The 14,788-nt window shown below is 59.0% G+C and carries 11 protein-coding genes; 8 read left to right on the forward strand and 3 right to left on the reverse strand.

What is annotated here, in order from left to right:
- The first annotated feature begins 653 nt into the window (after nucleotides 1-653).
- The 3 genes from AX768_RS07160 to AX768_RS07170 all read left to right on the forward strand — a co-directional run bounded on the left by AX768_RS07160 (nucleotide 654) and on the right by AX768_RS07170 (nucleotide 5,738).
- Nucleotides 654-2,576 (forward strand): PrkA family serine protein kinase, encoded by a 1,923-nt coding sequence (locus AX768_RS07160; RefSeq protein ID WP_061999377.1) that lies wholly within the window; start codon nucleotides 654-656, stop codon nucleotides 2,574-2,576.
- Nucleotides 2,577-2,823: 247 nt separating this feature from the next.
- A complete protein-coding gene (locus tag AX768_RS07165) occupies nucleotides 2,824-4,089 on the forward strand; it encodes a YeaH/YhbH family protein (protein ID WP_061999378.1) in 1,266 nt (421 codons plus the stop codon).
- The gene (locus AX768_RS07170) at nucleotides 4,086-5,738 is read left to right on the forward strand and encodes a SpoVR family protein (RefSeq protein WP_061999379.1); all 1,653 of its coding nucleotides are present in this window, start codon (nucleotides 4,086-4,088) and stop codon (nucleotides 5,736-5,738) included. The genes AX768_RS07165 and AX768_RS07170 overlap by 4 nt, the downstream gene beginning before the upstream one ends.
- Before the next feature lie 73 nt (nucleotides 5,739-5,811).
- On the opposite strand, the gene AX768_RS07175 is transcribed toward AX768_RS07170, so the two are convergent.
- On the reverse strand, nucleotides 5,812-6,894 hold the full coding sequence (locus AX768_RS07175) for an AI-2E family transporter (RefSeq protein ID WP_061999380.1): 1,083 nt from the start codon (nucleotides 6,892-6,894) through the stop codon (nucleotides 5,812-5,814).
- A gap of 182 nt (nucleotides 6,895-7,076) precedes the next feature.
- Here AX768_RS07175 and AX768_RS07180 point away from each other — a divergent pair, with 182 nt between their 5' ends.
- From AX768_RS07180 to AX768_RS07190, 3 genes are all read left to right on the forward strand, one after another.
- A complete protein-coding gene (locus AX768_RS07180) occupies nucleotides 7,077-7,655 on the forward strand; it encodes a TetR/AcrR family transcriptional regulator (RefSeq protein WP_061999381.1) in 579 nt (192 codons plus the stop codon).
- Between the two features lie 78 nt (nucleotides 7,656-7,733).
- Nucleotides 7,734-8,711, forward strand: a complete 978-nt coding sequence (locus tag AX768_RS07185; RefSeq protein WP_061999382.1) for an SDR family oxidoreductase — start codon at nucleotides 7,734-7,736, stop codon at nucleotides 8,709-8,711.
- Nucleotides 8,708-9,367 (forward strand): NAD-dependent epimerase/dehydratase family protein, encoded by a 660-nt coding sequence (locus AX768_RS07190; RefSeq protein WP_061999383.1) that lies wholly within the window; start codon nucleotides 8,708-8,710, stop codon nucleotides 9,365-9,367. The genes AX768_RS07185 and AX768_RS07190 overlap by 4 nt, the downstream gene beginning before the upstream one ends.
- A 38-nt stretch (nucleotides 9,368-9,405) precedes the next feature.
- Here the strand turns inward: AX768_RS07190 and AX768_RS07195 are convergent, their stop codons facing one another.
- Together AX768_RS07195 and AX768_RS07200 are read right to left on the reverse strand one after the other, a co-directional pair.
- Nucleotides 9,406-10,410, reverse strand: coding sequence for an aldo/keto reductase (locus tag AX768_RS07195; protein WP_062000844.1), 1,005 nt, complete (start codon nucleotides 10,408-10,410; stop codon nucleotides 9,406-9,408).
- A 78-nt stretch (nucleotides 10,411-10,488) separates the two neighbouring features.
- A complete protein-coding gene (locus AX768_RS07200; protein WP_061999384.1) occupies nucleotides 10,489-11,874 on the reverse strand; it encodes a DHA2 family efflux MFS transporter permease subunit in 1,386 nt (461 codons plus the stop codon).
- Nucleotides 11,875-12,000: 126 nt separating this feature from the next.
- Here AX768_RS07200 and AX768_RS07205 point away from each other — a divergent pair, with 126 nt between their 5' ends.
- Nucleotides 12,001-12,861, forward strand: a complete 861-nt coding sequence (locus AX768_RS07205) for a LysR family transcriptional regulator (protein WP_061999385.1) — start codon at nucleotides 12,001-12,003, stop codon at nucleotides 12,859-12,861.
- Between the two features lie 278 nt (nucleotides 12,862-13,139).
- Nucleotides 13,140-14,783: a tannase/feruloyl esterase family alpha/beta hydrolase gene (locus tag AX768_RS07210; RefSeq protein ID WP_062000845.1), complete on the forward strand. Its 1,644-nt coding sequence runs from the start codon at nucleotides 13,140-13,142 to the stop codon at nucleotides 14,781-14,783.
- Nucleotides 14,784-14,788 lie beyond the last annotated feature (5 nt).

The raw sequence follows: 14,788 nt of genomic DNA on the forward strand, positions 1-14,788 counted from the left end.
CTGAGCGCCAATGCTATGGCGTTGTAGAAACAGCACTAAATCAAGGCACTCGAATGAGTGCCTTTTTTATTCCGCAAATCCCTTTGCGCATATCGGGTATTGAATGAACAAGCACACATGCAACGCCAAAAAGCCGGGTAACGGAGGTCAACCGATGCCATTGCGACTCGTTGTGTAAGAAAGACCAAAAAGAACATTGCGTCTGCATCGTTTGGGCTTGGTTGTGCGTATGTACGCATGGAGCAAGGCAGTCGATGCGTCACACATGCTTCATCGCGGTGGATAACATGTGGATGAGTCTGTGGATGACCGGTAGATAAGCGATGGATAACATGGGGCATAAGCACGCTGCACAAACGCGGCGCGCGACTTATCTGCGGCAGCAGCAGCCGGGTGCTTCGGCTGCCAGCGTGCGCATGAGTCCAGGGCTTGTACAGCAAGGCTGTGCAGCTATTGCCGAAGACGTTTCGCGAGTCGGGATGATGATTGTAGGTGAACGAAAATATTCCACCAAGCTAGGAATACTTCGAAGCAAATCAGCAACGCATTTGCATGAAAAAAAATTCGAATAGGTTTAGGATGAACTGAAGCGATGTTGTTCTGATTAGGCGCGCCGCGCACACATTGCTTTCTGACTTCGGCGAGGAGGTAGCATGGATATCTACAGCAGTTTCGCGACCCGCTTCGAAAAAACCCGCGAGGAGGAATTCTCGCTCGAAGAGTATCTCGCGCTCTGCAAAGACGATCCTGCAACGTATGCAACAGCGGGCGAACGGATGTTGGCGGCTATCGGGGAACCGGAGTCAGTCGACACGCGCACGGACCCGCGTTTATCGCGTGTGTTTGCAAACAAGGTGATCAAGGTGTATCCGGCATTCCGTGAGTTCTACGGAATGGAGGAAGTGATCGAGCAGGTGGTGTCGTACTTCCGGCATGCAGCTCAAGGGCTGGAAGAGAAGAAGCAGATCCTGTATTTGCTGGGTCCGGTAGGCGGCGGCAAGTCATCCATTGCCGAACGTCTGAAGCAACTGGCCGAGCGTGTTCCTTTCTACTCAATCAAGGGTTCGCCCGTCAACGAGTCACCTCTTGGCTTGTTCGACTACGACGAAGACGGTCCCATTCTCGAAGAGCAATACGGCATTCCGCGCCGCTACCTCAAGAACATCCTGAGCCCGTGGGCCGTAAAACGCCTTCATGAATTCAATGGCGACATCCGCAAGTTCCGCATCGTTCGCCGCTATCCTTCCATCCTTCGCCAGATTGGTATCGCCAAGACCGAACCGGGCGACGAAAACAATCAGGACATCTCGTCACTGGTCGGCAAGGTCGACATCCGCAAGCTCGAAACCTTTTCACAGGATGATGCCGACGCCTACAGCTACTCCGGTGGATTGTGTCTCGCGAACCAGGGCTTGCTCGAATTCGTCGAAATGTTCAAGGCGCCAATCAAGGTCCTGCATCCGCTCCTGACCGCCACTCAGGAAGGCAACTTCAAGGGTACGGAAGGTTTCGGCGCGATCCCGTTCGACGGCGTGGTGCTGGCTCACTCGAACGAGTCCGAATGGAAGACGTTCCGCAACAACAAGAACAACGAAGCACTGCTCGATCGTATCTTCGTGGTAAAGGTGCCGTATTGCCTGCGCTATGGCGAAGAGATGAAGATCTACGAGAAGCTGCTGCGTAATTCTTCGTTGACGAACGCAGTGTGCGCACCTGGCACGCTGAAGATGATGGCGCAAATGGCGGTGCTGACGCGTCTTCATGAACCGGAGAATTCCAGCCTCTTTTCGAAGATGCAGGTCTATGACGGCGAGAACCTGAAAGACACCGATCCAAAGGCGAAATCCTTCCAGGAGTACCGCGATTTTGCGGGTGTAGACGAAGGCATGAACGGGGTATCGACCCGCTTTGCGTTCAAGATTCTCTCGCGCGTGTTCAACTTCGATTCCACCGAAGTTGCGGCCAACCCGGTGCACCTGATGTACGTGCTCGAACAACAGATCGAACGCGAGCAGTTCCCGCCGGAAACCGAACAGAAATACCTGTCGTTCATCAAGGACGTGTTGGCCTCGCGGTATGCCGAGTTTATCGGCAAGGAGATTCAGACGGCTTACCTGGAATCGTATTCCGAGTATGGCCAGAACATCTTCGACCGTTATGTCACCTATGCCGATTTCTGGATCCAGGATCAGGAATTCCGCGATCACGATACCGGCGAGAGTTTCGATCGTGCGTCGCTGAATGCGGAACTGGAGAAGATCGAGAAGCCGGCCGGCATCAGTAACCCGAAGGACTTCCGCAACGAGATCGTGAATTTCGTGCTGCGGGCGCGGGCGGCGAATGGCGGCAAGAATCCTGCGTGGATCTCCTACGAGAAGCTGCGGGTGGTGATCGAGAAGAAGATGTTCTCGAACACTGAAGAGCTCCTCCCGGTGATCTCGTTCAACGCCAAAGGTTCGGCGGAAGAACAGCGCAAGCATGAGGATTTCGTCAACCGCATGGTCGCAAAGGGTTACACGCCGAAGCAGGTTCGTCTCTTGTGCGACTGGTATCTGCGTGTTCGCAAGTCGTCGTAATTCGGTGCGTCGCGTTACGGTGCGTTCAGTCTTGAGCGAAGGAGGAAATCTGTTCCCAAGCGAAACCAGGCAAAACGTGATTGAATCAGGAATGTGTTGCTAGTTCTATAGTCATACGTTCGCGTGACGCCGGTATCTAACCGGTGAAACGCGAGCACCTTGGCGAGTGCTTGTCGGTCCGCGCCGCAGCGTGCGGTTGAGGCAAACGAGCGCTTCGCTTCCTCGCCAATTACGCGGGAGACTGGATGTGCTGCATCAAATCATCGACCGCAGGTTAGCCGGTAAGAACAAGAGCATTGCCAACCGCGAACGCTTTTTGCGTCGTGTCAAAAACTACATCCGCCGCGCGGTGTCGGACGCCGTTCGAGACCGCAGCATCAAGGACATTCAAAGTACGCAGAGCATCACGATTCCGAAAAAGGACATCGCCGAACCGTCGTTCCGGCATGGCCCTGGCGGAAAGCGCGAGCTCGTGCATCCGGGCAACGCCGAGTACATTCGTGGCGACAAGATCGCGCGTCCGAATGGCGGCGGAGGCGGTGGCGGCAAGAGCGCGAGCAACGAAGGCGAAGGGCAGGACGACTTCGTGTTCGAACTCTCGCGTGAAGAGTTCATGCAGTATTTCTTCGATGACCTCGAGTTGCCGCGCCTCGTCAAAACCCAGTTGGCCGCCGTGCCAACCTGGAAGAACGTGCGCGCGGGTTTTTCGGCGGAAGGCACGCCGAATAACATCGACGTCGTCCGGTCGCTGCGCAGCGCGCTAGGACGCCGGATCGCGCTGGGTTCGCCCCTGTCGCGTCAGTTGCATGAAATGGAGCGTCAGCTCGAAGTGCTTCTGGACGAGAAAGGTGACCCTGAAGAGATTGCGCGGCTCGAAGCCGAGATCGTGATCATGAAGGGGCGTATCACGCGGATTCCGTTTATCGATCCGTTCGATCTGCGGTATGTCAACCGGGCGAAACAGCCGACGCCCTCCAGCAAGGCCGTCATGTTCTGCCTGATGGACGTGTCCGGTTCCATGGACGAACAGCGCAAGGACTTGTCCAAGCGCTTCTTCATTCTTCTGTATCTGTTCCTGAACCGGAATTACGAAAAGATCGAAGTGGTCTTTATCCGGCACCACACGCGTGCAGAAGAAGTCGATGAAGAAACGTTCTTCCATTCAACAGAAAGCGGCGGCACGGTGGTATCGAGCGCGCTCGAGTTGATGAAAAAGATCATGGACGAGCGTTATTCGCCCTCGGAATGGAATATCTACGGCGCGCAGGCTTCTGACGGCGATAACTGGACGGATGACTCGCCCAAGTGCCGCAAGCTCCTGTCCGAAGACATCCTGCATAAGGTGCGCTATTTCGCGTATATCCAGGTCGCGCCTGAAGAGCAGAACCTTTGGGTCGAATATGCACATCTGGCGCAGAGCGCGCCGGAACTCGCGATGAAAAAAGTCGAATCGGCTGCGGATATTTATCCGGTCTTTCGCGAACTGTTCGAAAAACAACAGGCGGCTGCATGACGACAAGGCATTTGAACAACGAAGCACGCGGGTATCACCTGGAACCTGGCGAAGAACTGAAAGCACAGGACAGTGCGCCGCAAAAGGTCAGGAAGCCGCGCGCAAGCGCGACGCCGGAGGGAGACACCATGAACGTGGCGGAAAAGAGACCGTTGCCATGTCCTTCGGACTGGACGTTCGAACTCATCGAGGAATATGACACCGAGATTGCGCGTGTGGCGCAACGCTATGGGCTCGACGTCTATCCCATCCAGCTTGAACTCATCAGCGCCGAGCAGATGATGGACGCATATGCGTCGGTCGGCATGCCGGTGAATTATCGGCACTGGTCGTTCGGCAAGCACTTCTTGTCGACCGAAAAGAGTTACCGGCGTGGGCAAATGGGCCTTGCTTACGAGATCGTCATCAATTCGAATCCATGTATTGCGTACCTCATGGAAGAGAACACGATGACGATGCAGGCGCTCGTCATTGCGCATGCCGCTTACGGGCACAACTCGTTCTTCAAGGGCAACTATCTGTTCAAGTTGTGGACAGATGCCCATGCGATCATCGACTACCTGGTTTATGCGAAAAATTACATCGCAGAGTGCGAGGAGCGGCACGGGATCGATCGCGTCGAGGAGTTGCTCGACTCATGTCATGCGCTGATGAATTACGGGGTGGACCGGTATAAGCGGCCGCAGAAGTTGTCGCTGGCGAAGGAAGCTGCTGCGCGACGTGAACGCGAAGCGTATCTGCAATCGCAAGTGAATGAACTCTGGCGCACGTTGCCCAATAAAAAGGCGACGACAACCGAAGAGATCGAAAGCCGATATCCGCCGGAGCCGCAGGAAAACCTGCTGTACTTCGCGGAGAAAAATGCGCCCTTGCTCGAACCCTGGGAACGCGAGGTGATTCGCATCGTGCGCAAGGTGGGACAGTATTTCTATCCGCAGCGCCAAACGCAGGTCATGAACGAAGGCTGGGCTACCTTCTGGCATTACACGCTGCTCAACACGCTGTATGCGGAAGGCCGGCTCGAGGACGGCTTCATGATGGAGTTCCTCCATTCGCACAGCAACGTGGTGTATCAGCCGCCGGTGACCAAGCAGTATTACAGCGGCATCAACCCGTATGCGCTCGGCTTTTCCATGATGAGCGATATCCGCCGCATCTGCGAAAACCCGACGGACGAAGACCGGGAATGGTTTCCGGAACTTGCCGGCAGCGACTGGCTGGAAGCACTGCACTACGCCATGCGCAATTTCAAGGACGAGAGTTTTATCGCGCAGTATTTGTCACCGCATCTGATCCGGGAAATGCGCCTGTTCTCGATTCTCGATGACGACATGCGCGACTCGCTGGAGGTATCGGCGATTCACGACGAAAGCGGGTACAGGTACGTGCGGCAAGCGTTATCGCGTCAATACGACATGCATCACCGGGAGCCTAATATCCAGGTCTACTCGGTGAACACGCGCGGTGACCGAAGCCTCACGCTTCGCCACTTCATGACCGATAACCGGCATCTCACCAACGACAGCGAGGAAGTGCTCAAGCACATGGCTCGACTTTGGCAGTTCGATGTGTATCTGGAAAGTGTCGATGAAAACGGCACGGTGAGAAAACGCTTCGACTGCAAGTACGCGGGGGCAGAGCGGCGCTGAGTCGAACGGGTTCTCATGGAAAAAACGGCTCGCTGATCCAATCAGCAAGCCGTTTTTCATTCAGCAGGCAAACTCACACCTTGTCTATGGTCCGTGTTCCTTCCGCCTGGCCTTCTTCGTTCTGCGTGAACAGGTCCCAGGCCGCCATGAACAACGCGGCGATCAGCGGTCCGATCACGAAGCCGTTGATCCCGAACAGTCCCATCCCGCCCAACGTCGAAATCAGCACGACCCAGTCCGGCATCTTCGTGTCCTTGCCAACAAGAATCGGACGCAGGATGTTATCGACCAGACCGATGATGACCACGCAGAACGCGATCAGGATCACGCCTTTCCAGATGTCGCCGGTGAGCAGGAAATACGCTGCCGCCGGCGCCCAGACGAGTGCGGCGCCGATGGCCGGAAGCAGCGACAGGAAAGCCATCAGCACGCCCCAGAGCAGCGAGCCCTGGATGCCGAGAAACATGAAGATCATCCCGCCGAGAAACCCCTGAGCTGCGGCAACGGCGATATTGCCCTTCACGGTTGCGCGTACGACCGTTGTGAATTTGGCGATCAGGTGCTGCTTCGGCGCTTCATCGAGCGGCAATGCGCGGCGAATGCGCCGGCCGATTTCACCGCCATCGCGCAGCAGGAAAAACACCAGGTACAGCATTACGCCGAAGCTGATCACGAACTGGAATGTGTTCTGTCCGATGCTGAGGGCTTGCGTCGCGACAAACTGGCTGATCGCGGCGGCGCCATCGGTCAGCCGTTTCTGGATGCTCGGGATATCCGTGAGTCCAAAACGGCCGAGCAAGGTCTGCACGGACTTCGGCAGTGCGTGGATGCCTTCCTGGAAGTACATCGTGAAGTTGGGCTGGCCCGACTTGATCTGCGTGTAGGCGAGACCGATTTCCTGGACCAGCGTGGCTGCAACAAACGACAGCGGCAGGATCACGATCACGATGGTCAGCCCGAGCGTTGCAAACGCAGCGAGATTGCGGCGCTTGCCAAATTTGGCGGCAAGGTAGCGCTGCATCGGCTGGAACAGGATGGCGAGAATCGTCCCCCAGAAGATCGCGCCGAAGAACGGCGTCAGGATCCAGCAAAGCGCGACGGTAACCACGAACAGCAGGATGTGGAAAAACTTTTGGTGTACGGAGTGGTTGTTCATAAATGCCTTGAGGGAAGCTGGAATCGTGACGTAGGCGCGGCAAGCTCCCATGCCGGCGCCCTATAGCAAGAAGACGGCCCGATGCTAGCACGGGCAGGTTTTGGCCCGTCCGGAGCGATATTGCGTCAATCTCAAAATTGGTTATAATTGAGTATTCACTCATTTAAACTGCATGGTCTTCGATGGCCCGACCCAAAAGCGACGACAAACGCAACGCACTTCTTCTTGCCGCCGAGCAGGTCTTCGCCGAGCGCGGACTTGCCGCGCCTACATCGGCCATCTCGAAGCAGGCGGGCGTCGCGGAAGGGACGCTGTTCACCTATTTCCGCACGAAGGACGAACTGGTCAACGCGTTGTATCGGTCGATCAAGCTCGAACTCGCCGACGCGCTGATGGCGCAGTTCCCGCGGCGCGGGCCGGTGCGGCACCGGCTCGAATACTTGTGGAATGCGTTCGTGGACTGGGGTGTGGCCAATCCGCAGCGGTTGAATGTGCTCGACCAGTTATCGGTGGCGGATATTGTCACTGAGGAATCGAAGGCGGTCGGGTACGAACCATTTGCCGAAATCGAAGCGCTCGCGCTGCACAGCATCAAGACCGAGATCTTGCAGGCTTATCCGTGCGAGTTCATTGCGGCGAATATGAAGGCGCTGGCGGAGACCACGATGGGATTCATGAATGCGTATCCCGATGAAGCAGGGCGGTATCGGCAGATTGGCTTCGACGTGTTCTGGAATGGCGTCGCGCGCAACAAAGCCTGAAGTCCGCCTGATTCAAGCCAATTTGCCGCCGATTCAATGACTGATTACTCACGCAATCAAATACGAAAGGAATTCAAAATGAGCACATGGACGACTGCCGATATCCCGCCGCAAACCGGCAAGCGCGTTGTCGTGACGGGCGCAACGGGTGGACTGGGTTATGAGACCTCGCTGGAACTTGCACGTGCGGGCGCCGAGGTGGTTCTCACGGGACGCAACGAGGCAAAGGGCCGGGCGGCGCTCGACCGTATCCGCCACGAAGTGCCGAATGCGCGGGTCAGCTTCGAGATGATTGATCTGGCGAGTCTGAAGTCGATTGCGCGCGCGTCTGAGCGCTTGCTCGCGGATGGCGCGCCTGTCGATATCCTCGTGAACAATGCGGGCGTGATGATGCTGCCGCAACACGAGAAAACTGCCGATGGCTTCGAGCGTCAGTTCGGCACGAACTATCTCGGTCACTTTGCGTTGACTTCGCAATTGCTGCCGCTCCTGCAAAAGAGCGCCGCGCCGCGCGTGGTGAACCTGAGCAGCATCGCGCACAGGCGGGGCAAGATCGCATTCGATAACCTGCAGGGCGAGCGCGCCTACAAAGCGTGGCCCGCGTACGAGCAATCGAAACTCGCCATGCTGATGTTCGCGCTGGAGTTGCAACGGCGCAGCGACGCAAACGGCTGGGGCCTCATGAGCAACGCCGCACATCCGGGATTCGCACGCACGGACCTGATTGCGAATGGACCGGGAACATCGGGCATGCTGGCGCTCGCCGGTCGGGTGATGTCGCGGTTCCTGAGCCACAGCGCGGCGGAAGGCGCCTTGCCCACGCTTCTTGCGGCCACTGCACCGGAAGCACGCGGCGCCGCGTACTATGGGCCAAAGGGTTTTCAGGAACTGATCGGGCCGCCATCGGAAGCGCGCATTTTCCCGCAGGCTACGGATGCGGCTGTCGGCGCGAAGCTCTGGGATGTATCGGCGAAACTCACGGGCACTGAATGGGGCCCGAAGCGGAACATAGAGCGGGACGCAAAGCCGGGCGTCCAAAGGCCGGAGAAACTATGAAAGTCATCGTTTTTGGCGCGACGGGAATGGTCGGGCAGGGCGTGCTGCGGGAATGTCTGCTCGACCCGGATGTCGAGCGCGTGGTCGCGCTCGGGCGCAGTTCCACGAAACAACTCGATCCGAAGTTCAACGAGATCGTGCATGGCAATCTCTTCGATCTCTCCGCAATCGAGGACCAGCTTACTGGATTCGACGCCTGCTTTTTCTGCCTCGGCGTGTCATCGTTCAGAATGAGAGAGGCCGACTACGCGCATCTGACATACGACCTGACGTTCGGCATCGCGCGGGTCTTGTCGCGAATCAATCCCGGGATGACGTTTTCGTATGTCTCGGGCTCGGGCACGGACACGACCGAGCGCGGAAACAGCATGTGGGCACGGGTGAAGGGGCGCACGGAGAACGCGCTTTTGCGCATGCCCTTCAAGGCGGCCTATATGTTCCGCCCTGGAGCGATCCAGCCGATGAACGGCATCCGTTCGAAGACGCCGATGTATCAGGCGGTCATTTCCGTCATGGGGCCGTTGTTTCCGCTGTTGCGGCGTTCGTTTCCGAATGCGATCACGACGACTCAGCAACTCGGCCGCGCAATGGTCGCCACGGCCAAACAGCGCGGGCCGTCGCGCACGTTCGAGCCACGGGATATCACGAGGTACTAGGTTTGCCCGTGCCGGCCGAAACCGGCACTTTCGCAAATCTAGCGGGCCGCATCGCCCCAGCGATATTCCTTCGTTGCATCGTCGAGCTTCGCTTTCAGCGCGTCGTCGAGTTTCAGGTCGACGGCGGCCAGACTGTCCGTGAGTTGCTCGGGTTTGCTCGCACCAATGATCGCCGATGTAATCGCGGGATTCGCCAGCACCCAGGCCACCGATGTCTTTGTCAGTGACTCGCCGGTTTCCTTCACGATCTGCTGCAGCTTCGCGATGGTCTCGAACTCGCGCTCGTGCCAGTAGCGCTGCGAATACATCTCGCCGGCCTTGCCGACCGTCCCGGTGAAACGGCCATCGGACGGTTTGGCGTCGTGCTTGTGCTTGCCGGTCAGCAGGCCTCCGGCGAGCGGGTTGTACGGAATCACGGCGAGGTGTTCGTCGGTCGCAAGCGGCAGCAGCTCGCGCTCGATCTGGCGAAACAGCAGGTTGTATCGCGGCTGGACGGAGATGAAGCGCGCGACGCGCAGGAAGTCCGAGCGGCCGAGCGCGGTCGCAAGCCGGTACGCCAGGAAATTCGACACGCCGATGTAGCGCGCCTTGCCATGACGCACGATGGTATCGAGCGCTTCGAGGGTTTCGTCGAGCGGCGTCTCGCGGTCGTCGCTATGCAACTGATACAAGTCGACGTAATCGGTATTCAGCCGTTTGAGCGATGCATCGATCGCATCCAGCAAGTGCTTGCGCGACGCGCCTTGATCCCATGCCGCCGGGCCCATCTTGCCGACCGCCTTGGTCGCGAGAATGAATTCGCTGCGGCGCGACGGCGTGTCCTTGAGCCATCGGCCGACGATCTCTTCCGTGCGGCCCGCGTGCGTTTCGTCGGCGCCGAGCGGATAGACGTCGGCGGTATCGATGAAATTCACGCCCGCTTCCGCCGCACGGTCCATGATGCTGCGCGACACGTTTTCTTCGGTCTGCAAGCCGAAGGTCATGGTGCCGAGACACAGGCGCGAAACGGTCAGGCCGGTCTTCCCAAACTTACGATATTCCAAGGCGAACTCCTCGAGCGATTTGACCAGGTTGAACATCGCACAAGCTTAAACGCTACAGCCGATGCTTGCAGACGAAGCCTATGAGGTTGCGGGCTGGGTCGAGGCACGCGGGGGGACGGCATCGAGGAACCGGAACACGATGGCCGACGCGAGCGTGACCAGGCCCACGCACACGAACGCGATGCGAAACGCCAGCGCGGCCGAGCCGAGGCTCGACGAGAAAACGGACACGAGGCCACCGCCTATCGATACACCCAGTCCGATCGCGAGCATCTGCACCATCGAGAAGAGGCTGTTGCCGCTTCCCGCATCCTTGATCGAAAGTCCCTTGAGCGTGACGCTGTTCATCGCGGCGAACTGCATGGAATTACAGGCGCCGAACACGGCGAGAATCGCAATTTCCAGCACGAGCGGCGTGCTCACCGAGAACGACGCGAAGCCGACTATCGATGCACCGACCAGGATCGTGTTCCACAGCAGGAAGTTGTCGTAGCCGTAGCGTTTGACGAGCGGCGAGATCCAGCCCTTCGCGATCGTTCCCGCGAACGCAGCGGGCAGCATCATCAAGCCCGAATGCAGCGGTGAATAACCGAGCTGCAATTGCATGAGCAGCGGCAGCAGGAACGGCACGGCGCTCGAACCAATCCGGCACAGCAAGTTGCCGATCAGCCCGACGCTGAAATTCGGTTCGCTGAACAAGGACAGGTTGAACAGCGGATTCGCACGGCGCCTTGCGTACGGAATGTAGGCGAGCGCGGCGATGGCGGACACCGCGAACAAACCGCCCGATACCAATATCTTGTGCGATTGCGCGGGGCTGTCGAGCGCCATCGAAAACGCGACCATGCAGAGCGACAACATCGCGCCGCCGATGAAGTCGAAAGGCGGGGCATCGGAGATGGCGTCATCGGGCAGGAAACGCTGCACCGCGAGCAGACCGACTGCGCCGATCGGCACGTTGATCAGGAAGATCCAGTGCCACGAAAAAGATTCGACGAACCAGCCGCCCAGGGTCGGGCCGAGAATCGGGCCCACTTGGCCCGCAATGGAGATCACCGCCAGCGCCGAAACATATGCTTCGCCGGTCACGCTGCGAAGCACGGCGAGCCGGCCGATAGGCAGCAGCATGGAACCGCCGATACCCTGGATCACGCGTGCCACGATCAGTTGGTTCAGCGTTTGTGCGTTCGCGCAGCACAGCGATCCGATCACGAACAGGAGAATGGCGACGAAATAGACGCGCCGCGTGCCGAAGCGGTCGGCGAGCCAGCCGGAGGCAGGCGTAAGCAACGCCATGGTCAGCGTGTATGCAACCACGATCGGTTGCATGGCGAGCGGTTGCGCGTGCAGGCTTCGCGCAATGGAGGGCAGGGCCGTATTGACGATAGTCGTGTCGAGGGCCTGCATGAAAAAGCCGACGGCCACGATCCAGAGAAGCGCCGTGTGTGAGTTCTTTGGGGTCATTCTTTTACTGACGAAGCGTTATAGCGCGGAATTCCGTGCAATGTGAAGATTTTAAGACGATGCATGGTTATCGGGAACCCCGCTGGCAACATTGACTGCTATCGGAGTAGTCGATAACAATGGCATATGCTCAATCCTGTCTGGCTGAACACCTTCGCGACGGTGGCCGCGTCGCATAGTTTCACTGACGCCGGCCGTCAGCTCAGTCTCACGCAGTCGAGCGTCAGCGAGCACATCCGGCGTCTCGAGGAACATGTGGGTCGCCGCCTGCTGGTCCGCGATACCCATTCGCTCGCGCTCACCGCCGACGGCGAAGCCATGCTCGTTCACGCGCGCGTGATCCTCGAGGCCATGTCCCATGCCGAATCGCAATTCCGCTCGCCGCGATTACGTGGCCGCGGGCGGCTGGGTTCATCGGACGATATGGCGCTCGGGCCGCTGCCGAGCGTGCTCGCTGCGTTCCGGCGCACGCATCCCGATGTCGAGCTGGAGATCACCATTGGCATGACGGGGCGGCTTTACGAGCGCCTGGATGCGGGCGCGATCGATCTGTTGATCGGCAAAAGGCGGCTGGGCGACCGGCGCGGCATACCGCTCTTTTCAGGAAAATTGGAATGGCTTGCGCGGACCGGCACCGAAGTGGATCTCGCGCAGCCCTTGCCGCTGATCCTCGTCGCCGAGCCGAGCGTCACTCGTGCCGTGGTGCTCGATGCGCTCGCGGCCGCGGGCGCCCAATGGCAAATGGTCTGCACGAGCAGCTCGTATGCAGGATGCATTGCCGCCGCGCGTGGCGGGCTGGGCCTGACAGTGCGTTCGAACTTTCTCTCGGGCAGGGGACTTGCACCCCCAACCAATCGTGCCGAGTTGCCGGAATTGCCGGAGGTCGAGTTCATCGCGCTGGCGGCGAAGCATTTGAGCCGGCCGGCGGAAACGCTGCTCGAACTCCTGCAGGACAGCGATCTTCGCGGTGAATGGGCCGGGGAATGACCCGGCACCGCCCGCAGGCATGCTGCGTGCGAAGGCGGTGGCGCGGCATTGCGCCGCCGCTTGTGTCGCTTTTCGCCACTTTTGGCTAGACCTAATCGTGGGATCAATCGCGTTGTAAGCGCGTGTGCTTCGGAAAACATTTGCAAGGTTGTGCAAACACAACGCGCGGCGGATTGGATTCGTTCCAATAAGAAGCTTCTTATATATTGTGCGGCGTCGGCCTGCAGTCAGCTTCAGGCAACAGTCTCGTGCCGTACACGGCAATCAACCTCTTATCGATGCCCCAAGCCACACTTCGTCTCCTTCGCCACCTGTTGCCCTTCGCTGCCTCGCTCGCGTGCAGCGCTCACGCGAGCGCTGCTTCCTACGTGGTCAAGCATTGCGCTGAACTGCAGGGCAAGGACGTGCCCGCGTCGGTGATCGGACTGCCCACGCGCGGGGCGATCATCACGGATGCATCGTTCGTTGCTGCTGCAGCGCCTCGCAACCGCAACGGCGATTACTGCCGGCTCGTCGGCGTGATCAAGGCGCAGCTCGACACCACGCCCGATATCCGCTTCGAAGTGAACCTTCCGGCGCGCTGGAATGGCCGCGCGCTGCAAATGGGCGGCGGCGGTTACAACGGCGTGATCGTGAGCGGAACGGAACCGACGGCGTTCGCGCCGGCGGCGTCTCCGTTATCGATTGGTTACGCGACCTTCGGCTCGGACTCGGGTCACGTCGGGAATTCAGGGCGCGCCGACTTTGCGATGAACGACGAAGCGGTGATCAACTTCGGCTACGGGCATTTGAAGAAGACGCACGATGTCGCGCTGGCGCTCATCATCATGGGCTACGGGCGCAAGCCCGAGCAGACCTACTTTGCGGGTGGCTCGACAGGCGGGCGCGAGGCGTACACGGTGATCGAGCGCTTTCCCGACGACTACGACGGCGTGATCGCAAACGCGCCCGCCATCAATTTTTCGGGCGTGCGGCTGATGGGGGTGAAAGTCGGGCGTGCATCGTACGGGACACCCGGCGGGTTTGTCGGACCGGCGCAGCAAAAACGCGTGGTCGAAACCGTGCTGCAGGAATGCGACGGACTCGACGGCGCGCTCGACGGCATCGTTGCGAATGTGGAAGCCTGCCGTGAACGCGAGCCGAAGATCATTGCGCAGTTGCGATGCGTCGGCGGACAGCGGCCATCGCAGCGGGACAGTTGTTTGTCGGAGGCGCAACTCGCGACGCTCGAGACCTTGCGCGACGGCTTCACGCTGCCCTACGAACTCGCGCACGGCGTGACCCGTTATTACGGCTACAACGTTTTCCAGGGCGTGGACTTTTCAAGCGGGCTGGGGCTTGGCAATTCGGCAACGCTAGTGCAGCCGCCGCGTTTCGATGTCAACGGCTACCTGTTCACGCAGGGCGACAGCTACATGAAGTACTTCGTCACGCATGACCTGCGCTTCAACACGCTCGACTTCGACCTGGATCACCCCGGCGAGTACAAAGGGCGCCTGGTGGATTTATCGTCGACGGTCGGCGCAATGAACCCCGACATGTCGGCGTTCATTGCGCATGGCGGCAAGCTGATCACCATGCACGGTCTCGCCGATGAAGTCATCAGCCCGAACCAGACCATCGCTTTCTATCAGTCGCTTGTCGCGAAGTATGGGCAGGCGATCGTCGATTCGTTCATGCGGCTTTACATGGTCCCGGGTTTTCAGCATGGCAACGGCGTGTTCATTCCAGCCTGGGACGAACTCGGCGCGCTGGACCGATGGGTCACGGGAAACATTGCGCCGGAGACGCTGGTCGGCTTCGATATCGCAAGCGCCACGAACGGACGCAGCCGCCCGCTTTGCCGGTATCCGGGATATCCGCGGTACATGGGGAAGGGGAGCATGAACAGCGCGGCGAGCTTTCGTTGTGAGAATCCCTGAGCTCG

The organism is Burkholderia sp. PAMC 28687 (genome assembly GCF_001577465.1).
In the GTDB taxonomy this organism is placed as follows: domain Bacteria; phylum Pseudomonadota; class Gammaproteobacteria; order Burkholderiales; family Burkholderiaceae; genus Caballeronia.